26 protein-coding genes are annotated in these 24369 nt (G+C 71.7%); 10 read left to right on the top strand and 16 right to left on the bottom strand.

The genetic code is table 11. From position 1 onward, the window contains the following. Positions 1-8: 8 nt before the first annotated feature. Entirely contained in the window at positions 9-527 is a 519-nt protein-coding gene (locus C2L59_RS16540) for a GNAT family N-acetyltransferase (RefSeq protein WP_103350395.1), read from the top strand. Positions 528-536: 9 nt separating this feature from the next. Here C2L59_RS16540 and C2L59_RS16535 read toward each other — a convergent pair whose 3' ends face one another. From C2L59_RS16535 to C2L59_RS16520, 4 genes are read right to left on the bottom strand one after another with little or no spacing between them, the layout of a single operon-like run. Next, entirely contained in the window at positions 537-1982 is a 1446-nt protein-coding gene (locus C2L59_RS16535; RefSeq protein ID WP_103350394.1) for an FAD-dependent monooxygenase, read from the bottom strand. 11 nt (positions 1983-1993) lie between these two features. Next, positions 1994-2566: a PadR family transcriptional regulator gene (locus C2L59_RS16530; protein WP_103350393.1), complete on the bottom strand. Its 573-nt coding sequence runs from the start codon at positions 2564-2566 to the stop codon at positions 1994-1996. 41 nt (positions 2567-2607) lie between these two features. Then, entirely contained in the window at positions 2608-3036 is a 429-nt protein-coding gene (locus C2L59_RS16525; protein ID WP_103350392.1) for a MarR family winged helix-turn-helix transcriptional regulator, read from the bottom strand. 41 nt (positions 3037-3077) lie between these two features. Next, entirely contained in the window at positions 3078-3845 is a 768-nt protein-coding gene (locus C2L59_RS16520; RefSeq protein WP_233223523.1) for a maleylpyruvate isomerase family mycothiol-dependent enzyme, read from the bottom strand. Between the two features lie 120 nt (positions 3846-3965). On the opposite strand from C2L59_RS16520, the gene C2L59_RS48975 reads away from it, so the two are divergent. Beyond that, complete coding sequence (locus C2L59_RS48975) at positions 3966-4589, top strand: hypothetical protein (protein ID WP_233223522.1); 624 nt, start codon at positions 3966-3968, stop codon at positions 4587-4589. Beyond that, positions 4484-5122 (top strand): MFS transporter, encoded by a 639-nt coding sequence (locus C2L59_RS48970; RefSeq protein ID WP_233223521.1) that lies wholly within the window; start codon positions 4484-4486, stop codon positions 5120-5122. The genes C2L59_RS48975 and C2L59_RS48970 overlap by 106 nt, the downstream gene beginning before the upstream one ends. Positions 5123-5160: 38 nt before the next feature. Here the strand turns inward: C2L59_RS48970 and C2L59_RS16510 are convergent, their stop codons facing one another. The 4 genes from C2L59_RS16510 to C2L59_RS16495 all read right to left on the bottom strand — a co-directional run bounded on the left by C2L59_RS16510 (position 5161) and on the right by C2L59_RS16495 (position 9588). Continuing rightward, a complete protein-coding gene (locus C2L59_RS16510; RefSeq protein ID WP_103350390.1) occupies positions 5161-5688 on the bottom strand; it encodes a hypothetical protein in 528 nt (175 codons plus the stop codon). 196 nt (positions 5689-5884) lie between these two features. Then, complete coding sequence (locus C2L59_RS16505) at positions 5885-7318, bottom strand: FAD-dependent monooxygenase (protein ID WP_103350389.1); 1434 nt, start codon at positions 7316-7318, stop codon at positions 5885-5887. 180 nt (positions 7319-7498) lie between these two features. Continuing rightward, positions 7499-8581: a bifunctional lysozyme/C40 family peptidase gene (locus C2L59_RS16500; protein ID WP_103350422.1), complete on the bottom strand. Its 1083-nt coding sequence runs from the start codon at positions 8579-8581 to the stop codon at positions 7499-7501. Positions 8582-8625: 44 nt separating this feature from the next. Further along, positions 8626-9588: a nucleoside hydrolase gene (locus C2L59_RS16495; RefSeq protein WP_103350388.1), complete on the bottom strand. Its 963-nt coding sequence runs from the start codon at positions 9586-9588 to the stop codon at positions 8626-8628. 52 nt (positions 9589-9640) lie between these two features. On the opposite strand from C2L59_RS16495, the gene C2L59_RS16490 reads away from it, so the two are divergent. Both C2L59_RS16490 and C2L59_RS16485 read left to right on the top strand, forming a co-directional pair. Continuing rightward, positions 9641-10396 (top strand): acyltransferase, encoded by a 756-nt coding sequence (locus C2L59_RS16490; RefSeq protein WP_086843454.1) that lies wholly within the window; start codon positions 9641-9643, stop codon positions 10394-10396. 68 nt (positions 10397-10464) lie between these two features. Then, the gene (locus C2L59_RS16485) at positions 10465-10818 is read left to right on the top strand and encodes a hypothetical protein (RefSeq protein WP_233223520.1); all 354 of its coding nucleotides are present in this window, start codon (positions 10465-10467) and stop codon (positions 10816-10818) included. Between the two features lie 6 nt (positions 10819-10824). Here the strand turns inward: C2L59_RS16485 and C2L59_RS16480 are convergent, their stop codons facing one another. The 4 genes from C2L59_RS16480 to C2L59_RS16465 form a co-directional block, all read right to left on the bottom strand. After that, entirely contained in the window at positions 10825-11394 is a 570-nt protein-coding gene (locus C2L59_RS16480; RefSeq protein WP_103350386.1) for an NADAR family protein, read from the bottom strand. Between the two features lie 20 nt (positions 11395-11414). Continuing rightward, the gene (gene ilvA, locus C2L59_RS16475; RefSeq protein WP_103350385.1) at positions 11415-12671 is read right to left on the bottom strand and encodes a threonine ammonia-lyase IlvA; all 1257 of its coding nucleotides are present in this window, start codon (positions 12669-12671) and stop codon (positions 11415-11417) included. A gap of 67 nt (positions 12672-12738) precedes the next feature. Beyond that, positions 12739-13089, bottom strand: a complete 351-nt coding sequence (locus C2L59_RS16470; RefSeq protein ID WP_103350384.1) for a DUF2510 domain-containing protein — start codon at positions 13087-13089, stop codon at positions 12739-12741. A 42-nt stretch (positions 13090-13131) separates the two neighbouring features. Continuing rightward, the gene (locus C2L59_RS16465; protein ID WP_103350421.1) at positions 13132-14565 is read right to left on the bottom strand and encodes a short-chain fatty acyl-CoA regulator family protein; all 1434 of its coding nucleotides are present in this window, start codon (positions 14563-14565) and stop codon (positions 13132-13134) included. Positions 14566-14793: 228 nt separating this feature from the next. Between C2L59_RS16465 and aceA the strand changes: the two genes are divergently transcribed. Further along, positions 14794-16074 carry an isocitrate lyase gene (gene aceA / locus C2L59_RS16460; RefSeq protein WP_103350383.1) on the top strand — a complete coding sequence of 427 codons (1281 nt, stop codon included), beginning with the start codon at positions 14794-14796 and terminating at the stop codon, positions 16072-16074. An 84-nt stretch (positions 16075-16158) separates the two neighbouring features. Further along, the gene (aceB, locus tag C2L59_RS16455; protein WP_103350382.1) at positions 16159-17766 is read left to right on the top strand and encodes a malate synthase A; all 1608 of its coding nucleotides are present in this window, start codon (positions 16159-16161) and stop codon (positions 17764-17766) included. A 124-nt stretch (positions 17767-17890) separates the two neighbouring features. On the opposite strand, the gene C2L59_RS16450 is transcribed toward aceB, so the two are convergent. Together C2L59_RS16450 and C2L59_RS16445 are read right to left on the bottom strand one after the other, a co-directional pair. Next, positions 17891-18328: a hypothetical protein gene (locus C2L59_RS16450; RefSeq protein WP_233223519.1), complete on the bottom strand. Its 438-nt coding sequence runs from the start codon at positions 18326-18328 to the stop codon at positions 17891-17893. Positions 18329-18567: 239 nt separating this feature from the next. Beyond that, the gene (locus tag C2L59_RS16445) at positions 18568-19101 is read right to left on the bottom strand and encodes a TetR/AcrR family transcriptional regulator (protein WP_103350381.1); all 534 of its coding nucleotides are present in this window, start codon (positions 19099-19101) and stop codon (positions 18568-18570) included. A gap of 90 nt (positions 19102-19191) precedes the next feature. Between C2L59_RS16445 and C2L59_RS16440 the strand changes: the two genes are divergently transcribed. Beyond that, the gene (locus C2L59_RS16440; RefSeq protein ID WP_103350380.1) at positions 19192-19650 is read left to right on the top strand and encodes a nuclear transport factor 2 family protein; all 459 of its coding nucleotides are present in this window, start codon (positions 19192-19194) and stop codon (positions 19648-19650) included. A 143-nt stretch (positions 19651-19793) separates the two neighbouring features. Then, positions 19794-19922 carry a hypothetical protein gene (locus tag C2L59_RS49850; protein WP_255410266.1) on the top strand — a complete coding sequence of 43 codons (129 nt, stop codon included), beginning with the start codon at positions 19794-19796 and terminating at the stop codon, positions 19920-19922. Between the two features lie 12 nt (positions 19923-19934). On the opposite strand, the gene C2L59_RS16435 is transcribed toward C2L59_RS49850, so the two are convergent. Beyond that, positions 19935-21212, bottom strand: coding sequence for a glycosyltransferase family 4 protein (locus tag C2L59_RS16435; RefSeq protein WP_103350379.1), 1278 nt, complete (start codon positions 21210-21212; stop codon positions 19935-19937). Positions 21213-21307: 95 nt separating this feature from the next. On the opposite strand from C2L59_RS16435, the gene C2L59_RS16430 reads away from it, so the two are divergent. Continuing rightward, entirely contained in the window at positions 21308-23071 is a 1764-nt protein-coding gene (locus C2L59_RS16430; RefSeq protein WP_103350420.1) for a glycoside hydrolase family 2 protein, read from the top strand. A gap of 109 nt (positions 23072-23180) precedes the next feature. Here the strand turns inward: C2L59_RS16430 and C2L59_RS16425 are convergent, their stop codons facing one another. After that, positions 23181-24299: an ROK family transcriptional regulator gene (locus C2L59_RS16425; RefSeq protein ID WP_103350378.1), complete on the bottom strand. Its 1119-nt coding sequence runs from the start codon at positions 24297-24299 to the stop codon at positions 23181-23183. Between the last annotated feature and the right edge of the window lie 70 nt (positions 24300-24369).

Here is a 24369-nt window from a genome sequence, read left to right as displayed (position 1 = left end):
TGGCCGCGGTGCGGATCACCACGGAACGGCTCACGCTGCACGCGTGGTCCGAGGACTTCTTCGACGGCTTGTTCGCGTTGGCCCAGCTGCCCGAAACGGTCCGGTACGTGGGCACCGGCGAGCCGTGGAGCCGCGAGTACACGCAGGCCAAGCACCAGGCGACGCTCGCCCACTGGGCCGAGCACGGCTTCGGCTGGTTCGCGCTGTCGGCGGCCCCGGGTTCGTTCGACGGCGTGGTGTCCCTGGTCCGGCGCAGCGCGGCGGAGTCGGGCCTCGGCCTGCCGGCGGTGGAGATGGGCTGGTGGACAGCGCCTTCGGGCTGGGGCCGCGGCTACGCCACCGAAGCCACGACGGCAGTGCGTGACCACGCGTTCGAGGCGGGCTGGGCGGACCGCCTGATGGCGGTGTACGAACCGGTCAACAAGCCGTCGGCACGGGTGGCGGAGAAACTCGGGTTCACGCCGCACAGCCGGTTCGTGCTGGACGGCCGGGTGGAGCAGCGGGCGGTCCTGGACCGCCCGCGCTGACCCCGTCGCTCAGGTGGCCGCCGGCACCTTCCCCACCCACCGGTGCACGGCCTCCGCCAGCCCCGCGTCACCCGAGCCCGGCGTGCCGACCCAGGCGACGTGCCCGTCCGGTCGCAGCAGCACCGCGTCCATGTCCAATGTGGACGAAGACGCGGCCACCACCTCCACCCCGGCCGACCACACGGCGAACGCCTCCGACGCGGTCAGATCCACCAGCACCGGCCGCCCGGCCCGCAGCAGGGCCGCCAGGTGTGTCTCTGATCCGGACATCAGCAGCGGCACGTCCGGCGCCAGCCGCCCCAGCCACGGATGGCCGCCCGGCTCGTAACACGCGTCCAGGCCCGTGATGATCTCCGCCAGTGCGCGGTTCCCCGCCGGGTGCGCCGCCACCCGCCGCATCAGGTCCGCCCACGGTTGCTCGCCGGCTTCCTCCAGGGCGACCTGGGCCCGCGTGTTCGCCAGGATCCGCCCACCCGCCGCGTGCCGCTCGGCGTGGTAACTGTCCAGGAGACCTTCCGGAGCCGTCCCTTGGACAGTTGCCGCCAGTTTCCAGCCCAGGTTGAACGCGTCGTCGAGCGCCACGTTCACCCCGATCGCCCCCGCCGGCGGGTGGATGTGGGCCGCGTCGCCCGCCAGCAGTACCCGGCCTTCGCGATACCGCGAGGCCAGCCGGGCCGCGTCGCCGAAGCGGCTCAGCCAGCGGGGTGCGCGCAACTCGACGTGCCGGCCCAGTACCGCGTCCACTTGCGCCTGCAGCCGCTCCAGTGTCACGGGGGTGTCCTTGTCCGACGGCGGGTCGTCCTCCCGGACGACGATCCGGACGTACCCGGGCCGCGGGATCACGAACAGGCTCCGCCCGTCCGGTCCCACCGCAGGTCCGTACGGCAGCTCGCATTCGACGTCGCCGAGCAGCGCGTACCAGCGCGCGTCGACCCCGGGGAAGCCGATGCCCGCCTGCTTGCGGACCGTGCTGCGGCCGCCGTCGCAGCCTGCGAGGAACCGGGACCGGATCGTCCGGCCGAACTGTCCGTTGTGGACCACCGTGGTGACGTCGTCCGCGGTCTGGGTGAACGAGCGCAGCTCGTGCCCGCGCAGGATTTCGACGCCCAGTTCGAGCGCCCGCGCCTCCAGGACCTCCTCGACACGGGTCTGCGGGATGCCCAGCGAGAACGGGTGGTCCGTGGCCGTGCCGTCGAGCAGCAGCGGGCCCGGCAGTCCGGTCACCGGCGCGTGCGGCACCCGGTGGCCCTCCGCCACCAGGGATTCGGCCAGGCCGCGCCGGGCCAGCAGGTCCAGCGATCGCGCGTTGAGGTTGAAGCCGCGGCAGTACGGCGGGCGTTCCGGCAGGCGTTCGACGATCGTGGTGCGGACGCCGGCCAGCGCGAGTTCCGCGGCGAGCAGCAGGCCGGCGGGGCCGGCGCCGGCGACGAGGACGCCGGTTTCGAGATCGGGCACAGGTCTTCCCCTCAGAAGTGGTCGGGCCAGAGCAGGGAGCCGGACCGGATTTCGGCGGCCGTGCGGCGGGCCCAGTCGAGTTCCGCCTGCCAGGCGTGCCGGACGAACTCGACCTCGATCATGAACAGCCGCGGTGCGCCCTGGCCGACGGTTTCGGCCAGCGCGGTGTCCGCGCCGCCGATGCGTTCGGCGAGGTGGCGGGCGCGTTCCTCCAGGGCGTCGGCGGCGCGGTCCGGGCCGAGCGCGCCGAGGTAGCTCACCGCCGCGACGAACTTCGGGTACTCCGCGACCGGTTCGCGGACCAGCTCGTCGAGCCAGGCGACGAACTCCTGGCGGCCGAGTTCCGTGTGCGCGTAGACGGTCCGTTCCGGCCGGTTGCCTTCGCGGACCGTCTCGACGGGCTCGATCCAGCGGTGTTTCGCCAGCGCCTCGACGGTGTCGTAGAGCGAACCCGGGTTGATCTTGAACGTCGAGCCCTTGTAGCGCTCGCGCAGTGTGGACGCCATTTCGTACGGGTGCATCGGGCGTTCCAGCAGCAGGCCGAGCAGGGCCAGGGCCAGCGTGTTGCGGATCTTGCGCGGCACTAGTCGCTCCCTATTAGTCGGAACCGACTATACGGGTTCGGTCAAGTCAGGTTGCCGACGCAGGTGTGCAGCAGGTCGGTCAGGCGGCGCCGCTGGTCGGCCGACAGGGTGTCGAGCATGTCCTCTTCGACCCGGGCGACCAGGTCCTCGGCGGCCTTCAACTGGGCGTGACCCGACGGGGTCAGTGTCACCGGCCGGGCGCGGCCGGTCGGTGCCTGCTCGGCGACGGTGACCAGGCCGGCCGTCCGCAGGCCGCTCAGGACGTCCCGCAGCGACTGCCGCGTGACGAAAGTGATCCGGGCCAGTTCGGCCGACGACGCGCCGGGGTGATCGTCGAGGGCCCGCAGCACCGCGTACTGCGACATCGACAGGCCCAAGGGCCGCAGCCGGTCGGTGCAGGTCTGGTTCAGCGCTTGCTGGGCGCGTTTGATCAGGTAGCCGGGCCGGTCGCCGGTCGGGAGGTCACTCATGACAGGAACCTTACACAGCTCGGCCGGGTGTCGCCGGACCGTCAGAAGCGCGTGTGTTCCCGCCAGTGGCGGAACAGTTCCGCGTCACCGGAAACGGTGAGCCGGGGGTCGTCCGCGCCGAGGCGCCCGGTCAGTGCGAGCAGCAAGTCGGCGGCGCGGCCCTCGACGACGACGTCGGCTCCACCGGTTCCTTCACTCACCTCGACGCCCGACGGCGTCCGCCGGACCAGCCAGCCGAGTTGCCGTTCAGTGGCGTGGAAGAACAGTGTCTGACCAGTTCCCTGCAGGGCCGTCCGGTCCAGCGCCGGGAGCGGCCGTCGCGAGAACACGGCGACCAGGCCCAGGCCTTCGGAAATGCCGTCCGCGGCGAGGTCGGCGTCGACGTCGAACGGCGTGCCGGTCGCGAAGGCGGCGTCCGCGCGGTGGACGACGGTCTCGTGGGTCAGCCGCCGGGTCCAGAACCCGGCGCGGCGATCGGGGGTCCAAGTGGACGTCGGGGTTTCGGGACCGACCTCGGCCACCGCGGCGACGAGCCGCTCCGCGCCGTCGAGGAGCCAGCCGCCGAGCGCCGCGAACGCGGGCGGGTCGTCGACCGTGACGGCCTCGAACGGCACGTATCCCGTGGGCCGGCTCGCGATGATCACGGCCGACTTGTGGTACGCCAGGCCGACGTGCCAGGCCAGGTCACGCAGTGTCCACTCGGGACAGGTCGGGACGCGCACCTCCGGGTCGGCGCCCGCGATCGCCGTCCCGAACCGGACCGCTTCGGTCACGAGGGCGCCGGCCAGGCGGTCGTGGCTCAAGGACATCACTCCGCCACCGTAGGCCGGACGACGGCGGCCGTGGGGTCAGTATCGGCTGCCCTGAAGACGACCTCCCCGGACCTGGACAGCCGCCGCACCCGCGCCCATGATCCGTAGAGTGGCGGCGTGAGGGGGGAGTTGAAACGCGCCCGGCTGGGCGTTTCCGTCGTCTTCGCGGTGTGCGGCGCCGCATTCGCGACCTGGCTCGCGCGCGTGCCGGCCGTGCAGGAGCGGCTCGGGCTCAGCACGGGCGAGCTGGCGACCGGCCTGTTCGGCCTCGCCGCCGGATCGGTGCTGGCGCTGCTGGGCGCGGGCGCCCTGCTGACCCGGATCGGGAGCCGGGCGGCCGTCGTGCTCGGCGCCGTAGTGCTGTGCGCGGGACTGCCGCTGGTGGCGTTCGCGTGGTCGGCGCTGGTGTTCTTCGCCGCGCTCGTCGTGCTCGGGGTCGGCAACAGCGTGCTCGACGTGGCGATGAACGCGCACGCGGCCCGCGTCGAGGAGGGCTACGGGCGCCCGATATTCGCCGGGTTTCACGCCTTCTGGAACATCGGCGGCCTCGCGGGTTCGGGGGTCGACGCGCTGATGGAGGCCACTCACGTTCCAGTGTCCGTTCACTTCCGGCGGCCGGGGCGCTGCTGCTCGCAGTGGCGTTGTGGGCGGCGCGAACGCGGTTCCTCATCGGCGCCGACCGCGGCCAGGGCGGCGCGGCGTTCGCCTGGCCGAGCCAGGCCCTGGTGCCGCTGGGCGTGATCGCGTTCGGCGGGTTCGTCGCCGAAGGCGCGGTCAACAGCTGGAGCGCGGTGTACCTCGCCGACGTGACGGGAGCGACGCCCGCACTGGCCTCGCTGGGCTACTTCGCGTTCTCCGGGACGATGGTCGCGGTCCGCCTGGTCGCCGACCGCATCGTGGCGCGGACGGGCGCGGTCCGGTTCGTCCGCGTGGCGGCCACGGTCGCGGTGCTGGGGTTCGCGGTGGTCCTCTTGGCGCCGTGGCCGGCGGCGGGAGTGCTCGGGTTCGCGGTCGTGGGGCTCGGCGTGGCCGGGATCGTGCCGATCGCGTGGAGCGTGGCAAGCCGGAAGCAGCCGGACGCCCCGGGCCGCGCAGTCGCCGCCGTCGCGGCCTGCGGGTACCTCGGGTTCCTGGTGGAACCGGTGCTGGTGGGCGCGCTCGCGACCCGCGTCGGGCTGCACTGGGCCCTGTCGTCGGCGGTGGTGGTCACGGTGGGGATCGTCTTCCTCGCGCCGGCCCTGCGGGTGCCGGAAACCGCGGGGAGGCGGCGGTGACGGAAAGGCCGATCCCGATCAACTCGGCGCGGGCCTGATCAGCGCGTGCCCTGAACGTCGGCGCGGCACGCTTCCAGGAACCGGTCCCCGGCGTCGCTGATCCCGGTCAGCACCTGGTCGAGGCTCTCCCGGCGCACCTTCTGTTCCCCGGCGTCCAGCTCGGCGAAGACGGCGTTCACCCCGTTGCGGGCCGCCTTCCACAGTTCCTTTCCGCGCTGCCGCGGCTCTTCGGCGCCGAACAGTGCCACCTGGTTGTGCGCCTTGCGCAGTTCCGAGCGCCGCTCGCGCCAGCGCGCCTCGATCTCCGGCCGGTCCTTTGGCAGCCTGATGAACTCCGACCGCACCAGCTGGAACGCCTCTTCACTCGCCGTCGACAGACCCGCGTACGCCTTGACCCGCTCGTCGCGCAGCCAGTTCGCGTGGTCCGCCGCGCGCTTCTGCGCCTCGGCGCGCTGGGTGGCCTTCAACTTGCGGCCTTCCACGAACGTGGTCGTCAGCAACGTGAGCACGACCCCGCCGAGCGTGGCGCCCACGGTGATCAGTTGCGTGGAAGTTCCCGAGTCCATCACGGGATTATCCCCGCGACGCACCCCCGGCCTCGCGCCGTCGGCCACATCGACACCGCGGCGTTCTCCTTCTCGCGGCTGCGGTCGGCCGACGAGCTGATCGACCGCCCTGGCGCCGTACCCGGACAACGTCGCGGCGGGCACCCTCCGGCTCACACCGGACGAGCTGGCCCGCCTCGACGCTGTCCACCAGGCGTCACCGGCCAGGTGAGCCGAACCAGCGGGTGAGGTGGTCGTCCAGTTCCCGCTGCTCGTCGCCGATCCAGGCGACGTGGCCGTCGGGGCGCAGCAGGACCCCCGGGACGTCCAGGACCGCGGTGGGATCCGCGAGGTGGTCGACCCGGTCCGCCCAGCCGCCGGCGGACAGGCGTCCGGTGCGGTCCAGCAGCAGGCCGCGGCCGCGGTGCAGCCGCTCGTAGAGGCGGCCGCCGTGCACGTCGACGTCGCGCAGGCGGCGGCCGAGCAGGTCGGGGCCGTCGCCGAAGTCGTAGCGGATGCCGATCGCGGCGATCTTTTCGATCAAGTGGCGGTTCACTTCGTTGATGTCCATCAGCTCGGTGAGCAGCCGGCGCACGGCCTGCGCGCCCGGTTCGTCGGACGACAGCGCCATCTGGGCGCGCGTGTTGTCGAGCACTTCCGCGGCGACCGGACGACGTTCGGTCTCGTAGGTGTCCAGCAGGGTTTCGGGCGCCCAGCCGGCAACTCGGGCGGCCAGTTTCCAGCCGAGGTTGAAGGCGTCCTGCACGCCGAGGTTGAGGCCCTGCCCGCCGGTGGGCGGGTGGATGTGCGCGGCGTCGCCGGCCAGCAGCACGCGGCCGACGCGATACCGTTCGGCCAGCCGGGTGGCGTCGCCGAAGCGCGACAACCAGCGTGGCGAGTGCACGCCGAAGTCAGTGCCGGCGAACGCGCGCAACTGGTGCTTGAAGTCGTCGAGCGTCGGCTGCTCCGAGCTGACTCCCGCGGCGGGAACGACGACGCTGTAAACGCCTTCGCCGAACGGCCGGAGCCAGAACCGCCGGTGGACCGCGACGCCGGCCATCTTGGCGGCGATTTCCGACGGCGGCACGCCGACTGCCATCTCGCCCATCAGTGTCTCGGTCCGCGAGGGCTCGCCGGGGAAGCCGACGCCGAGCAGCTTGCGCACTGCGCTGCGCGAACCGTCACAACCGACGAGGTAGCGGGCACGCAACTGTTCGCCACTGGTCAGTTCGACGGTCACGCCCTCGGCGTCCTGAGCGAACCCGGCGACCGCGCAGCCGCGCCGGACCTGCGCACCCAGCCGGCTCGCGTGCTCCTCGAGCAGGCGGACGATCACCGGCTGCGGAACGCCCAGCAAGTAGGCGTACGCGGAGTCGAGCCCCTGCGGCACGGGCTTGGGAATCCCGGCGAAGAACCCGGCGGCCGGCCGCTGCCGTCCGTGTTCGAGCAGCCGGTCCAGCAGCCCGCGCATGGCCATCAGTTCGAGACTGCGCATGTGCAGCCCGACGATGCGCACGAAGGACGCGGGTTCGGTGTCCTGCTCCAGCACGAGAACGGAGACATCGTGCAGCCGCAACTCGGCGGCCAGTACGGCGCCGGTCGGCCCGCAACCGGCGATGACGACGTCGAAGGTGAAGGGCGGAGTGTCCATGGTGGAGCCTTTCGGGAGTGCCTCGAGTTCAGGCGCTCCGGCGACACCTACGTCAGTCGCCCGGCCGTGACGGGAGGGGGAGCACCCACAGCGGTACAGCGGTCATGGGTCTCACCTCCTCGATCAGGGCCACCGGCAACTGAAACGCTACTGGTCCGCAAGTGTCGGCGTCCACCGGTTTCAGGCCGTCGGGCGACCCGCACCCGCGTAGTCGTCGCCGTCGCGGCGGTACGAGTGCACCTGGACCGCCTGGCCCGTCTGAGGTGCGTCGATCATCTGCTGGTTGCCGATGTACAGGCCGACGTGGTGGATCTTCGTCGCCGGCTCGCCGTAGAAAATCAAGTCGCCCAGTTGCGGGTCCGTCACATGGGGGACACTGCGGAACTGCGTGTCCGCCGTGCGCATCAGCTTGATCCCCGCACTGCCGTACGCCGCGGTCGTCAGGCCCGAGCAGTCGAAGCCCGGGTCGCTTCCGCCCGTTCCGTTGCCGCCCCAGATGTACGGGAGGCCGATCTTGTCGATCGCGAAGTTGACCGCGCTCAGCACCGCCGGGTTCGGCGGCGCCGAGCCCTGGCCGACCGTGCCGTAGACGTTGACCGTGGCCAGCGTCCGGTGCAGGAACAGGGGCGCCGGCTGCAACGTGCCCACCGAGTTCCACCACACCTGGCCCTTGCCCAGGTCGTGGCCGTCGGCGCACAACGCGCGGCCCGTGGTCAGCGCCGCGTCGTCGATGTTCTGCACGTCGGGCTTCCCGCCCGCGTAACTGGCCTGGAACTGACCCCAGATCGCCGGGGACAGCTGCATCGGGCCGGCGGCGTTCGCCGTCGAGACGACCTTGTTGTAGAAGTCGCGCACCTCGATGGTGGCGAGCGGCTTGTCCAGCACGCCGGTGGTGCCGAACTGGCCGCCCCGCGCCCGGCCGTGGTCCGTGGTCACCTTGCCGACCGCGGCCAGCGTCACCCACGACAGGTGGCACCCCGGGACGTCCTTGCCGAGTTTCGTCGTCGCCTTCGCGTAGCCGACCATCGCGCGCAGCGGGATGTCGAGCCACTGGCTGGTCTTGGACGCCCAGGCGTCGAACTCGCTCGCCTCGGGCACCTTCGGCGGCGCCGACGTCTGCGGCGGCGTGGTCACCGGCGGCTTGGCCGACGTCGAAGGCGTGACCGTCGCGGCGGCGTTCGTCGTCTCCTGCTGCTTCGGCGCGAGCAGGATGCCGCCCACCAGCGCGGCCGCGACGACGACCACCGCGGCGACCACGACCACGGGCTTGCGGCGGCGGGGCTCGGGCGTGACCTCGGGCTCGTCGCTCACCGCGCGGCCCCGGTCAGCCGGTCGAGGACGAAGCCGCGCAGGCCGTCGAGGTCGGTGTCCAGCGCGACCTCGATCGGGCGGCCGGGGGAGAACTGCGGATCGTCCTCGCCGAGCCGCCGCCGGTCGACCAGCGTCTGGCCGCGCGCCGGGCCGAGGCCGCAGTCGACGTCGACGCGGTAGGTCTCGGTGCGGAGGATGCCCGGCGAGATCGCCTCGGCGACCGCGACGGCGTCGTGCATGACCATCCGGTCCTCGCCGAACACGCGCGTGTAGTGCTGCCGGTAGGTCGACGTGAGCCCTTCGAGGATGGCGCCGACCGGCCCCGACGCCGCGAGCTTCGCCAGCCACTCGGCGTCGACGGCGCAGCGGTGCGTCAGGTCCAGCGGCACCAGCACGACCGGGACGTCCTCCTCGACCAGCACCCGCCGGGCCGCCTCGGGGTCGCTCCAGATGTTGAATTCGGCGGCCGTCGTACTGTTGCCGAACGTCACGCCGCCGCCCATGATCACCAGCCGCGCGATCTTCGCCGCCGCGCCCGGGTGCGCCGCGAGCAGCGCGGCGATGTTCGTCAGCGGCCCGATCGGGGCGATCGTCACCGGTTCGTCGGCCGCTTCGAGCAGGTCGAGCATCAGCCGGACGGCGTCCCGCTCCTCCAGCGGGCGGCTCGCCTCGGGGAGCGTGTAGGAGTGGCCCGACAGGCCGTCGCCGCCGTGGACCTCTTTCGCGTCACGCGGCTTCGAGTACACCAGCGGCCGGGCGGCTCCGGCGGCCACCGGCACGTCGGTGCGGCCGAAGAGCTCCAGCAGCCGGCGGGCGTTCGACGTCGTGCGGTCGAGGGGAACGTTGCCGAAAACCGACGTCACCCCGAGCAAGTCGACGTCCGGGGACAGCGCCGCCAGCGCGATCGCCAGCGCGTCGTCGACGCCCGGGTCGGTGTCGATGATCAGCTTCGTGCCCATCCAGCTCCCCTTGCCTGCGAACCCGTCCCGCACACAGGTTACGGTCACTCGCATGACGTCGATGTGGGGTGCGCCCGCGCTGTCGCGGGTGCGGGCCTGGCGCCGCGCCCGGCAGGACCCGCGGCAGGCCAAGTTCCTGACCGCCGACTCGCTGCGCTGGGTGCTGCGCAACCGCGCGTACACGCCCTGGTACCTGGTCCGGTACTACCGGCTGCTCAAGTTCCGGCTCGCCAACCCGCACATCATCCTGCGGGGGATGCTGTTCCTCGGGAAGGACGTCGAGATCCACTGCCGGCCCGGCTACGGGCGGCTGGAGATCGGCCGCTGGGTGCACATCGGCGACGGCAACGCCATCCGCTGCCACGAGGGCTCGCTGCGGATCGGCGACAAGTCCGTGTTCGGCCGCCAGAACGTGATCAACTGCTACCTCGACATCGAGCTCGGCGCGGCCACCCTGGTCGCCGACTGGGTCTACATCTGTGACTTCGATCACGTCATTTCGGACATCCACGTGCCGATCAAGGACCAGGGCATCGTCAAGTCCCCGGTCCGGATCGGCCCGGACACCTGGCTCGGCACCAAGGTCAGCGTCCTGAAGGGCACCCGCATCGGCCGCGGCAGCGTGCTGGGCGCGCACGCGGTCGTCCGTGGTGACATCCCGGACTACTCGATCGCGGTCGGCGCGCCGGCCCGGGTGGTCCGCAACCGCGAAGAGGACTACGCCGCCGACGCCGCGCGCCGCGAGGCCGTCGCGGACATGGCCCGCAAGGCGAACAAGGCCCTGCAGAAAACCCTCGGCGAGCAGTAGAACTACTCAGGCCGCGCGGCCGGTCGCCCGGGCATGGTGGACGCATGGGGGAAGCTCGGGGAGCCGCTGTGTCCGCCCTGCTCGCGCTGGCCGCGGTGGGGTGGCTGGTCGCCGTCCCGTTCCTGGTGCTGCAGGGCGCGCTCGCGAACACGCCGGTGTTCGGCACCAGCTCGCACGCGGGCGACGGCTACCTGACCTGGGCGGCCTGGCTCGGCGCCGGGCTGCCGCTGGTGGGCGTGGTCGCCGCGGCGACCACGCGGCGGCGCGGGTGGACGTGGTTCTTCGGGAGCTGCCTCGCCCTCGCCGCGGTCGTCGCGGCCCTGAACTGGGCCGGCGACGTCCGCCACCGCCCGCCGCCGCCACCGGGACCACGCCACTGCGTCGAGCACAGCGGCGGCGGCAACGAATGCCCGGGCGGCTGACCTGCGTCAGACGCGGGCCCGCAGCTGGTCGCGGACCTCCATCAGCGCGAAGCCGAGCAGGTTCAGCCCGCGCCAGTAGTCCGGCTTGGTCGCGTTCTTCTCCTCGCGGGCGAGGCCGCTGCCCCAGACGAGGTCCTTCTTGGACGCCTCGACGAGCACCTTGTCGCCGGTCCCGAGCAGGAACCGGCGCAGGTCGCGGTGGGCGCCGAACTTGGCCAGGTTGCCGTCGACCACGATGTCGAACCGGTGCCGTTCCCAGGTGTCCGCGTCGAACCCGGCGACCTCGCGGCCGAGCACCTTCGCCGCCTTCGGGTCGGGCGTGGTCCGGATCAGCTCGGCCTTCTCGTGGTCGCCGAAGAGCGCCGCCTTGCCGGCCATCATGTAGTGCTCGGCCGTCGGATACCGCACGCCGCCGGCCTCGAACGGGTCGAGCCACCACTGGCTCAGGCAGCTCGCCGTCACCCGCCCGGACTTCGAGGGCGTGTGCCCGTAGAACAGCAGGTACTCGGGCTCCGCACCCTCGTGGACCTTTTCGCGCAACGCCTCGACACTGCGGACACCGTCGACCTTCACCATCCGCCTAGTGGACCACGGCCTCAGAGCAGGAAGTGGAACAGGGGGCTGCCCGGCTCGATCCGTTCCACCTGCAACGGGCTCGCGTCCATCCGCGCCAGCAGGCCCGGGAGGTCGGCCGAGCGGGCTATCTCGATGCCGACCAGCGCCGGGCCCAGCTCGCGGTTGGTGCGCTTGACGTACTCGAAGCGGGTGATGTCGTCCTCGGGGCCGAGGACCTGCTCGAGGAACCGCCGCAGCGCGCCCGGCTCCTGCGGGAACCCGACGAGGAAGTAGTGCTTCAGTTCCTCGTGCATCAGTGAGCGTTCGAGGATCTCGCTGTACCGGCTGACGTCGTTGTTGCCGCCGGAGACCAGGACCACGACCGTCTGCCCGGGCGTCACCCGGACCACCGAGCCGAGCGCCGCCGCGGCGAGCGCACCCGCGGGCTCGGCGATGATGCCGTCGGACTGGTACATCGCCAGCATCTCGGTGCACACCGCGCCCTCGGCGACCGCGGTCAGCTCGGCGCCGCTCTCGCGGATCAGCGGGTAGGTGACCGCGCCGGCTTCGCGGACGGCGGCGCCGTCGACGAACGAGTCGAGCTCCGGCAGCCGCACCGGGTGACCGGCCGTGAGGGCCGCGGCCATGCAGGCCGCGCCCGCGGGTTCGACGCCGACGATCCGGACGTCCGGGTGGCGCTCGCGCAGCCAGCTGCCGACCCCGGCGAGGAGCCCGCCGCCGCCGACCGGCACGACCACGACGTCGGGCACGAACCCCAGTTGCTCGATCACTTCCCGCGCGACCGTGCCCTGGCCGGCGACGGTGCGGACGTCGTCGAACGCCGGGACCAGTGTCGCGCCGGTGCGCTGGGCGTCCTCGTTGGCCGCGGCGAAGGCGTCTTCGTAGGTTTCGCCGACCACGACGACCTCGATGTGCGCACCGCCGAGTGTCGCGATGCGTTCGCGCTTCTGCCGCGGCGTGGTGCCCGGGACGTACACGCGGCCGTTGGCGCCGAGCCGGCGGCACGCGTACGCGACACCCTGGGCGTGGTTGCCCGCGCTGGCGCAGACGACGCCGAGGGCGCGGGTCGCCTCGTCGAGCTGGACGATGAAGTTGTAGGCGCCGCGGATCTTGTACGACCGGACCGTCTGCAGGTCTTCGCGCTTCACCCAGACCTGCGCGTCGACCCGGGCGGACAGCCGCGCGCTCGGCTCCAGCGGCGTCCGGGTCACCACCCCGGCCAGCCGCTCGGCGGCCTGTTCGATGGTCGCCGCGGTCACCGTGTCGATGTCGTGCACCCCGATGAATCTACGACTCGGGCGTCCCGGCCGGCCTCCCGGGCCTCCGGGTGCCGTGGCCGGCCGATCAGCGCGGCGGCGCCTGCGTGTGCCCGGTCCAGCGGGTCCCGTCCCACCACCGCAGGACGCCGGGTGTGCTCTCGTGGGCGTACCAGCCGGGCGGGGGTGCCTGGGGCGCGGACGTCCGGACGCTCACCGGCGCGGGGTAGGCGTTGCCGCGGCTCTCGCCACCGCGGTCGTGGAGGCTCAGCTTGTGCCCGCACGCCCGGCAACCGGGCGTGAACGCCTGCACGACCGCGACGCCGCCCGCCGTCGCGACGTTCGCCCAGAACTTCCCCTGCCGGCGGCCGAGCTCGGCGATCGCCGAGTTGGTGCACCGCTTGCAGTTGCTGCAGCCCGTCCGGACCCGTTCGGCCATGGCGACCCCCTGCCGGGGACGTCGCCGGTGCCCGGCACGCCGTTACCCCTCGGATCCCTTCGGCACCGCCGGGTACGGGACGAAGGTGCTCGTGTTCTCGTCCACGGTCAGCTGTTTGCCGATCGTCGGGAAGGCGCGCTGCGAGCACGCCGGGCGTTCGCAGACTTTGCAGCCCATCCCGATCGGCGTCGCGGCGGCCGGCTCGTCCAGGTCGAGGCCGGTCGAATAGATCAGCCGCCCGGCGTGGCGCAGTTCGCAGCCGAGGCCGACGGTGAACGTCTTGCCCGGGCTGCCGTAGCCGCCGATGTTGCGCGACACCGTGCGCGCGATCCAGAAGTAGCTCTTGCCGTCGGGCAGGGTGGCGATCTGGGTGAGGATCTTGCCCGGCTGGGTGAACGCCTCGTAGATGTTCCACAGCGGACACGCGCCGCCGACGCGGGAGAAGTGGAACCCGGCCGCGGACTGCCGCTTGGACATGTTCCCGGCCCGGTCGACCCGCACGAACGAGAACGGCACCCCGCGCTGCTTGGGCCGCTGCAGCGTGGACAGCCGGTGGCAGACCGTCTCGAAACCGACGCCGTAGTGGTCGCACAACCGCTCGATGTCGTAGCGGAACCGCTCGGCGGCGGCCAGGAACGGTCCATAGGGGAGGATCAGCGCCCCGGCGAAGTAGTTCGCCAGGCCGACCCGGGCCAGGGAACGGGCGGCCGGGCCGGAGAACGCCCACGAGTCGGCCAGCTCGGTGATCAGGTCGTCGTATTCGAGCAGCGCGATCTGCGAGGCCATCCGGAACGCCTGCTGCCCGACCCGCAGGCTCGGCGCCAGCCGCAGCACCCGCGTCACCGGCTCGTAGCGGTGCTGCTGGCCGGCGGCTTCGTCGATGCCTTCGCTGGTCACCTCGACGCCGTAGCGCTGGGACAGGCGTTCCTTCAGCGCGCCGAGCACCTGCCCGCGCTGCAGCGGGACGTCCGCGGCCATCTTCTCGGCGCGTTCGTCCAGCTCGGCGACGTAGTTCTCGCGCTCGTAGAAGAAGTCGCGGACCTCCTCGTGCGGCAGCGACGCGGCGGCGCTGCCGTGCAGGCCCAGGCCGTTTTCCATGGTCAGCGCGGCGGTGTTCTCCACGGCGTTGCGGTAGCTGCGGTGCAGCTTGACCAACGCCTGGGCGATCGCCGGCAGGTTCGTGGCCAGCTCGTTGAGCTCGCTCGTGGTGACGTCGATGCCCAGTGCCTCGTCGAGCAGGGCTTCCTTGACGTCGGCGACGAGGCGGGACGTGTCGTTGTTGGCGAAGAACTCGGTGTCGACGCCGAACGCCTGCGTGATCCGCAGCAGCACCGGCACGGTCAGCGGCCGCGAGTTGTGCTCGATCTGGTTGAGGTAGCTGGGTGAGATCTCCAGCACACGGGCGAGGTCGGCCTGGCTCATCGCCCGGCTTTCGCGGAGGTGGCGCAACCGCGCGCCGGCGAAAGTCTTCTCCATCATCGCCCTCTTTCCCGGAAGGTTTCCGGTCCTGAACGGTTACGTGAACGGTCAAGAACGCGGATTTTCGATCACTTGCGAACCGGGCGATTCGCAACCTTTGCAAGGAGCGTACGTACCCTTCGCACAAATTGGCAAATTGGATAACTGGACCGCGTTTTCGCTGGCGTGTCAGGGTCAGGCCAAGCAAGGCGAGCAATCGCAAACTTCGCAACACCGGGAGTACCGATGACGGAACAGGCCAAGCAGGCGGCCGCGGAGCTGGCGGCGCAGTGGGCGAACGACCCCCGCTGGGCGGGCGTGCAGCGCTCCTACTCGGCCGAAGACGTGATCAAGTTGCGCGGCAGTGTCGTCGAGGAGCACACCCTGGCCCGCCGCGGCGCGGAGAAGCTGTGGGACCTGCTGCACACCGAGGACTACATCCACGCGCTGGGCGCGCTCACCGGCAACCAGGCCGTCCAGCAGGTCCGCGCGGGCCTGCAGGCCATCTACCTGTCCGGCTGGCAGGTCGCGGCCGACGCCAACCTGTCCGGCCAGACCTACCCGGACCAGAGCCTCTACCCGGCCAACTCGGTGCCGGCCGTGGTCCGCCGCATCAACAACGCGCTGGGCCGCGCGGACCAGATCAACTGGGCCGAGGGCAATACGGACATCGACTGGTTCGCCCCGATCGTCGCCGACGCCGAGGCCGGCTTCGGTGGCCCGCTCAACGCGTTCGAGCTGATGAAGGGCATGATCGCGGCCGGCGCCGCGGGCGTGCACTGGGAAGACCAGCTCGCGTCCGAGAAGAAGTGCGGTCACCTCGGTGGCAAGGTGCTGATCCCGACCAAGCAGCACGAGCGCACGCTGAACGCCGCCCGTCTCGCGTCCGACGTGCTGAACGTGCCGACACTGGTCGTCGCCCGCACCGACGCCCAGGCCGCGACGTTGCTGACCAGTGACGTCGACGAGCGCGACCAGCAGTTCCTCACCGGCGGCCGCACCGCCGAGGGCTTCTACGAGGTCCGCAACGGCATCGAGCCCTGCATCGAGCGCGGCCTGGCCTACAGCCAGTACGCCGACCTGCTCTGGATGGAGACCTCCGAGCCGGACCTGGAAGTGGCGCGCAAGTACGCCGAGGCGATCAAGGCGAAGTTCCCAGACCAGATGCTGGCCTACAACTGCTCGCCGTCGTTCAACTGGAAGAAGCACCTGGACGACGCCACGATCGCGAAGTTTCAGCGCGAGCTCGGCCACATGGGTTACAAGTTCCAGTTCATCACCCTGGCCGGTTTCCACGCCCTGAACTACTCGATGTTCGACCTGGCGCACGGCTACGCCCGCGAAGGCATGACCGCCTACGTCGACCTGCAGGAGCGCGAGTTCGCTTCGGAGAGCCGCGGCTACACCGCCACCAAGCACCAGCGCGAGGTCGGCACCGGCTACTTCGACAACGTCGCCACGGCGCTGAACCCGGAGAGCTCGACCACCGCGCTCAAGGGCTCCACCGAAGAAGCCCAGTTCCACTGATCCCGGCCGCGGCCCGGCGGCGGCAACCCCCTCCGTCCGCCGGGCCGCGTCCTTCCCCTTCTTCCCAGCTCGTGGAGGCACCCCATGGTTGATCGGCTGAACTACCGCATCGAGGTCACCGGGCCGGTCGAGGGCCGGTTCGCGGAGATCCTGACCCCGGCGGCACTCGACTTCCTGGCCAAGCTGGACAACACGTTCGCCGGCCGCCGGCGCGAGCTGCTCGACGCCCGCCGCGTGCGGCGCGAGGAACTGCAGTCGGGCGAGAAGCCGCTGGGCTTCCTGCCCGGGACCCGCCAGGTCCGCGACGACGAGTCGTGGCACGTCGCCCCGACCGCGCCGGGCCTGGAGGACCGCCGCGTCGAGATCACCGGCCCGACCGACCGCAAGATGACGGTCAACGCGCTGAACTCCGGCGCCAAGGTCTGGCTGGCGGACTTCGAGGACGCGACGTCGCCGACGTGGCACAACGTCATCGACGGCCAGCTCAACCTCTACGACGCGATCCGCCGCAACATCGACTTCACCACCGAGGCCGGCAAGCGCTACACGATCGGCGACGACCCCGCGACGATCGTCGCGCGGCCCCGCGGCTGGCACCTGGTGGAGAAGCACATCCGCATCGACGGCCGTCCGGTGTCGGCGAGCCTGGTCGACTTCGGCCTGTACTTCTTCCACAACGCGCGCCAGCTGCTGGCCCGCGGCGCCGGCCCGTACTTCTACCTGCCGAAGCTGGAAAACCACCTCGAAGCGCGCCTGTGGAACGACGTCTTCCTGCTGGCGCAGCGCGAGCTGGGCATCCCGCGCGGCACCATCCGCGCCACCGTGCTGATCGAGACGATCACCGCCGCGTTCGAGATGGACGAAATCCTCTACGAGCTGCGCGAGCACGCGGCCGGCCTGAACGCCGGCCGCTGGGACTACATCTTCAGCCTCATCAAGAACTTCGCCGCGCACGGCGCCGATTTCGTGCTGCCGGACCGCGCCCAGGTGACGATGACCGTGCCGTTCATGCGGGCCTACACCGAGCTGCTGGTGCGCACCTGCCACCGGCGCGGCGCGCACGCCATCGGCGGCATGGCGGCGTTCATCCCGAGCAAGGACCCTTCGGTCAACGCGACCGCCGTCGAAAAGGTCCGTGCGGACAAGGAACGCGAGGCCGGCGACGGTTTCGACGGCTCGTGGGTCGCGCACCCCGGCCTGGTCCCGGTCTGCCGCGAGGTCTTCGACGGCGTGCTCGGCGGCTGGCCGAACCAGCTCGGCAAGCTGCGCGAAGACGTCGACGTCACCGCGGAGGACCTCCTGGACGTGGCCAGTGCCGGTGGCGAGGTCACCGAAGCGGGCGTGCGCGCGAACATCAACGTCGCGCTGCGGTACGTCGACGCGTGGCTGCGCGGCACCGGCGCGGCGGCGATCCACAACCTGATGGAGGACGCGGCCACCGCGGAGATCGCGCGCTGCCAGGTCTGGCAGTGGATCCGCAACGGAACGAAACTCGAGGACGGCACGGCGCTGACCCGCGAACTGGCGGTCGAGTTCCTGGACGAGGAACTCGTGTCGGTGCGTGCGGAACTCGGTTCCGGGAACCGCCTCGACGACGCGTACGAAATCTTCACCGAAACCGCGCTGGGCGAGAAGCTGCCGAGCTTCCTCACCACGGGTGCCTACGCGCGGTACCTCACGGACGCCCGGTAGCAGGGCCCCGGCCGCCCCTACCTGACGAGGGGCGGCCGGATTCCACACCGTTGGGATGGTGTGGGTCCGGACCGGTCCCGGTGACGGCGGCTCCCCGTCACCGGGACCGGTTCATTTTTCCGCGTCAGGAGATCGCGTACGCCCGGATCACCGTCTGCTGCACGGTGTTCCCGTCGTCGTCCGACGCCTTGGCCCGCAGCGAGACGAAACCGCTCGCCGGGTTCCGCACCACGACCGTCCAGTGGTCCCCGGTCCGCAGGGTGACCGCGGGCGGCCAGGTGCGCCCGTCGTCGGCGGACGTCTCGACGGCGAGCTTGCTGCTGGTCCCGCCGCCTTGCCGCTCGACGAACGCCGGGAACGTGAAGAGCCGGCCGCCCGGTGCGCGGTTGCGGAGGTCGACCGCCGGGTCGAACCGGGCGGTGAGCAGCGGGAGCGCCCGGCCGTCCGCGGCGGCCGACGAGCGGAAGCCCCACTCCGCCGACACGTCCGTCCACAGTGGCCACCAGGCGGTGTGCCGGTGGACGTCCGCGGTGAGCCGGTACGCGCCGCCGGCGTCCGGCACCGGGATCCGGGCCAGGCCCGGCTCGCCCGGGGTACGGGAATCGCGACGCCGTCCTTCGAGAGGCCCACCGAACCGGTGTCCACGGCGGCCGGCTCTGCCGTGCGCGGCCGTCCGGCGGCGTCGCCGTAGCCGTAGCCGACCAGCCGGCCGAAAGAACCAGGGGATGCGCCGGACATGCCGTCGCCGCCGCTGAGCCTCGCCCAGCTGGCGGAGGTCGGGCTCGACCCCGGGCTGACGCTCTACCCCTGAGCGGCCAGCAGCACCTTCGCGGCTTCGCGGGCCGTGTCGGCTTCGCCGGGGTCGCCGGTGATCGCGGCGAGCACGGTCGCGCCCTCGACGAGCGCGAACAACTGATCGGCAACTTCCCGGCCCGGCAGCAGGCTGCGCAGGTAGGCCCGGACTTCGTCCTTGTGCTTGCGGATCGCGGCGGCGATGCCCGGCGCGGGCTCGCCGAACTCGCCGAAAGAGTTGATGAAGGCGCAGCCGCGGAAGCCCGGCTCGGCGAACCAGTTCCGCAGCCAGGCGAACACGGCCAGGGGGTCGTCGCCGCGGGCGTGGACGAATTCGCGCAACGAGCGGCGCCAGCGTTCGTCCCGGCGGAGCAGGTAGGCCTCGACCAGGTCGTGCTTCGCCGGGAAGCACTGGTAGAGCCGCTTGAGCGAGACGCCGGAGCGTTCGCGCACGGCGTCCATCCCGACCGCCTGCACGCCGTGGGCGTAGAAGAGGTCTTCGGCGGCCTCCAGCAGCCGGTCGGTCGCCTCCGTGGAATCCATGTCACCTGCTCCTGGCGCTGAGAATGATCGTTCTCTAGTCTAGCGGCAGTGCCGGAGAACGAACGTTCTCTGCCCCGGAAGGAGCCTGCCATGACCCCGCGCCCGCCGTTCCCGCCGTTCGACGAAGACACCGCCCGCCAGAAGGTCCAGGCCGCCGAAGACGCGTGGAACACCCGCGACCCCGAGCGGGTGTCGCTGGCGTATACGGAGGATTCGGTGTGGCGCAACCGCGACCGCTACGTCGCCGGGCGTGCGCAGATCGTCGAGTTCCTCACCGAGAAGTGGACGCGGGAACTGGACTACGCACTGCGCAAGGAACTGTGGGGCTTCCGCAGCAACCGCATCGGTGTGCGGTTCCAGTACGAGTCCCGGACCGCCGGCGGGCAGTGGTTCCGCAGTTACGGCAACGAGTTGTGGGAGTTCAGTGACGAGGGCCTGATGCGCCGGCGCGAAGCGAGCATCAACGACGTCCCCATCGCGGAGGCCGACCGCCGCATCTTCGGCTCGCGGCCGGAGTCCGAGCACGGCGTCCTGCTGCCGGTGTTCTGAGCCCGTTCTCGGCGGAACCGGACGAACCGATCACGGAAGGCGAATACGTACCGGCCCCTGCAGTTCCGCCTATTGTTTCCCCGGGACGCGGCGCGGATGCTCGCTGCAGGCGCCGATCGCGCCGCCGTCCCCGAGGAGTCCCCATGACCAGCCGGTTGAGAGCTGCCGTCGCCACCCTCTTCGTCGTGCTTTCGCTCGCGTTCATGGTCGACGCGGCCACGGCCACGCCCACCGCGGCGCGGCCGGACTGCATGCGGCCCTGCCGGTTCTGAGCCGGCGGCCACCTACAGTTCCGGGATCTCGGCCGGCACCGGTTCGAAGGCGTTGCCGGTGGCGATCTTCGGCCGGGGCAGCTCGACCGGCTCGCCCGCCTTCGTCCGCCGATAGACCTCGGCCGTCGCCTCGGCGATGCGGCCCCAGTCGAAGTCCGCGGCCAGCCGCGCCTGCGCGGCCTGCGCCCGTTCGGCGGCGGCGTCCGCGTCGGAGAGCACCGCCGTCACCGCGGTGGCCAGCGCGGCAACGTCCCCGGGACTGAACGCGAGCCCGGTCTCGCCGTCCACCACGACCTCGCCGAGGCCCCCGGCCGTCGAGGCGACCAGCGGCGCCTTCGCGGCGGCGGCCTCCAGGGCGACGATGCCGAATGGCTCGTACCGGCTGGGCAGCACCACGGCGTCGGCCGCGGCGAGCGCCGCCCGGAGGTCGCGGTCGGACAGGTGCCCGACGAAGTCGACCGCGCGCCGCACCCGCAGTTTCCGCGACTGCTCGACGAGTTCGTCGAAGTGCCGTCCCTTGCCGGCGACGACCACGCGGGTGCCCGGGTGGCGGCGGCGGATGCGGGGGAGCGCGGCGAGCAGGTCCTGCACGCCCTTCTCCCACTCGAGGCGTCCGAAGTAGAGCAACAGTGGCGCCCCGGCCGGGCTGTAGACCTCGCGGGCGCGCGCGATCTCGTCCGCGGGCACCTGCCAGCCGCGTTCTTCGATGCCGTTGTGGATGACCGTGACGTCGGCCGCCTCGACCTCGAAGAGGTGCGCGACCTCCCGGCGCATGGCCTGGGAGCAGGTGATCAGCGCGTCGGCGCGGTTCGCGAGCCACCATTCGACCGAGTGCACCTGCTGGTTCAGCGGGTGCGACAGCCAGCCGGAGTGCCGCCCGGCTTCAGTTGCGTGAACAGTGCCGACCAGTGGCACCCGCGCGGCCTCGGTGATCGCGATGGCCGGGTGGGCGACGAGCCAGTCGTGCGCGTGGACGACGTCGGGCTGCCAGGTGCGCAGCAGGTCCTGCGCGGCGCGGATCATGGCGTGCCCCATGGCCAGCGTCCAGGCGACGAGGTCGCGTTCGAACGTCACGTGCATCGGGTCCTCGGCGACCCGGATGATCCGCACGCCCTCGACGACGCGATCGGTCCGCGGGTGCGTCCCGGCGTCGGTGCCCGCGGCGTGCCGGCAGAGCACCACGACGTCGTGGCCCTGGCGGGCGAGGTGGGTGGCGAGCGCGTGGACGTGCCGGGCCAGGCCCCCGATGGCCACGGGCGGGTACTCCCAGGACAGCATCAGCACACGCATGCGCAGAGGTTACTCGCGAGTCGGAAAGAGGCGGCGGGCCCGTGGTGACGGACCGTTCACATGTGACGTCGGTCACTGGTGTCACCATGACGGGGATGACTTTCCCGGAGGAACCCGGCTGGCGCCGGCTCGACCCGCTCCTCTCGACCCCGTGGAGCGGCGACGTCGCTCCGGGCCACGCGCTGCCCGAGTACCCGCGGCCCCAGCTGACCCGGCCGCGCTGGCTGAACCTGAACGGCGTCTGGGAGTACGCGGGCTGGCCGTCGTCGCCGGACGAACCACGGCCGTCGGGCTACGGCGAGCGGATCCTGGTGCCGTTCCCGCCGGAGTCGGCGTTGTCGGAAATCGGCCGGCGCGACGAGATCCTCTGGTACCGGCGGCTGGTCGAGATCCCGCCGGACTGGCGCGGCTCGCGTGTCCTGCTCCACTTCGGCGCGGTCGACCAGACGGCGAAGGCGTGGGTGAACAACCAGCTCGTCGCGGCGCACGAAGGCGGCTACACGGCGTTCAGCGCGGACATCACCGACGTCCTGCGCGCGTCGGGGCCGCAGGAGCTGACGGTCCGCGCCGAGGACCGCACCGACATCGAGCCGTTCCCGGTGGGCAAGCAGCGCAACACCCCGGGCGGGATCTGGTACACGGCGTCGTCGGGAATCTGGCAAACGGTGTGGCTGGAGCCGGTCCCCGAGGCCCGCATCGAGCGGCTGGACCTGACCCCGGACCTGACCGGCGTGACGGTGTCCCCACAGGTCACTGGCGGCACCGAAGTCGTGGTCGTCATTTCGTCGAAGGACGGCGAGCTGGCGGGAGCCTCGGCCCCGGCGGGGACGCCGGTGCGCGTGGACGTGCCATCACCCCGCCTCTGGACCCCGGCCGACCCGCACCTGTATTCGTTGCGCGTCGAGCTCCGCGACCGGCATGGCGAAGTTTCGGACGAGGTCGGCAGCTACGTGGGCTTGCGAACGATCGGCCTGCTCCCGGATTCTTCCGGCCGTCCGCGAATAGCGCTCAACGGACGCGTCAAGTTCCTGCACGGCCCACTCGACCAAGGCTACTGGCCGGACGGCATCTCGACGGCACCCACCGACGACGCCCTCCGCTTCGACCTGGAGAAGACGAAGGAACTGGGCTTCAACTGCGTCCGTAAGCACGTGAAGGTGGAGCCGGCCCGCTGGTACTTCTGGGCCGACACGCTGGGCTTGGTCGTCTGGCAGGACATGCCCTCGCTCACGGCATCGTTCGACGGCCCGCCGGGGATCGCCCCGGACCCGATCCCGCAGGCGCAGTCGCACTTCGAGGCGGAACTGGGGGAAATGGTGACCCAGCTGAGGGCGGTCCCCTCGATCGTGGCCTGGATCCCGTTCAACGAAGGCTGGGGCGAGTTCGACACGGCCCGGGTGGCGGAACTGGTGAAAACCCTCGACCCGACGCGCCTGGTGATCGCCAACAGCGGCATGAACTGCTGTTTTTCCCGCCCGGACACGGCCGCGGGCGACATCTACGACGACCACACGTACGTAGGCCCGGGCGACCCATCAGTGGCGGACAACCGGGCAATCGTCAACGGCGAGTACGGCGGCCTCGGCCTGGCCCTGGAGGGCCACTGCTGGCCAGGCCCCCCGAACGCATACGAGATGACACCGACACGGGAGCGGCTGTCCTCGCGCTACGCGGAAGTGAGCGCGGCCCTGGAGCGGGTGGTGACGGAGCGCGGCTTGTCCGGAGCGGTGTATACGCAGACGACGGACGTCGAGAACGAGGTCAACGGCCTGCTCACGTACGACCGTCGCGTGGTGAAGGTGGACCCGGCGGTGGTGGCGAGGTGCGTGCAAGCGGTGATCGAGGCAGGCTCGTCCTGATTTTGACCACGCCGGTCGCCTCGCCGGTCACCAGCCGGTCGACTTCCGGCAACCGCCCCGGACGGCGGGCACGTGGTCAGTCGTCGGTGAGCGCCGCCGAGGCCCGTGGTCAGCTTTCGGCGACCGCCCTGACCAGGCCGTCTCGGCCGTGGTCGAGCGCCGACAACAACGCCCCGCGCAGTGCCGCCGAGTCCGTCACCTCGCCGGCCGCTACCCGCACCGGCCCCGGCGCCGCCGCGTGCACCGTTTGCCGGATTTCCGCCACGAGCGCCGCCCGGCTCCCCGCCGGGCCGCCGAGGACCACCAGGTCCGGGTCGACGATCGTGCAGATCGCGGCCACCGCCCGGCCGAGCGTGCCGCCCAGCAGCCGTAGCCGTTCCGCGGCCACGGTGTCCCCGGCCGCCGCGGCGTCGAGCGTGGTCAGCATCGCGTCGACGTCCAGCGAGGGTGCATCCGGCCGGCCGAACCCCTGCTCGGCCAGCGCGGACGCCAGCGTCGTCCCCGAACTGTCCAGGTACCCGATCTCGCCGGCCAGCCCGTGCGCGCCCCGGAGCAACTGGTCGCCGACGTAGAGGCTGACCCCGAGCCCGGCGCCGACGTAGACGTACGCGAAGCTCTTCGCCGCCCGCGCCGCACCTTCCCGCCGTTCGGCGATCGCCGAAAAGTTGACGTCGTTGTCGAGCAGGACGTCCGGGCCGATCTCCCCGGCCCGCAGCGTGCCCTCGGGGAACGGCGACCCCGGCAGGGCGACGACCTCGTGCGCGACGGGGTCCACGGGGTTGGCCACCGAAATCGCGGTCGCCCGCACCGGCCCCGGCCCGGCGGCGCCCGCGGCGGCGATGGCCGCCCGGACCGCGTCGGTCATCGGCCGTCCGCCGGGCGCGTGCCGCGCGGTGGCCAGGACCGTCCCGGTCAGGTCGGTCGTCACCGTCCGGATGCCCTGCTGGTTGACCTCGGCGGCAACGACCCGGCCGGCGTCGGCGGCCAATTCGTAGATGGTGGCGATGCGACCGCGGCGGCCGGTCTGGTCGGTGCCGGTCGCCCGCAGCGCGCCCGCCGTCTCGAGCCGCCGGACGGACTCCGAGATCGTCGGCTTCGAAATCCCGGTGGTCGCGGCGAGCTCGGCGCGCGTGGTCCGGTTTTCGACGAAGACCCGGTCGAGGACCGCGCGGTCGGTCATAGCCCGCAGCATCGCCAGGCGCGGAAGCGGCCGGTCGGGGTCGGACATCGCACCTCTTGTGGCGGGGGACGGACAGGGGTTACCGTAGCCGGGCCATTCTAGTAAGGAGTCCTAACCA

Origin of the sequence: Amycolatopsis sp. CA-128772, assembly GCF_002904295.1 — a bacterium.
GTDB lineage: Bacteria > Actinomycetota > Actinomycetes > Mycobacteriales > Pseudonocardiaceae > Amycolatopsis.
Note: the sequence above shows the minus strand (reverse complement) of the source record. Positions and strands in the feature narration are given on the sequence as shown.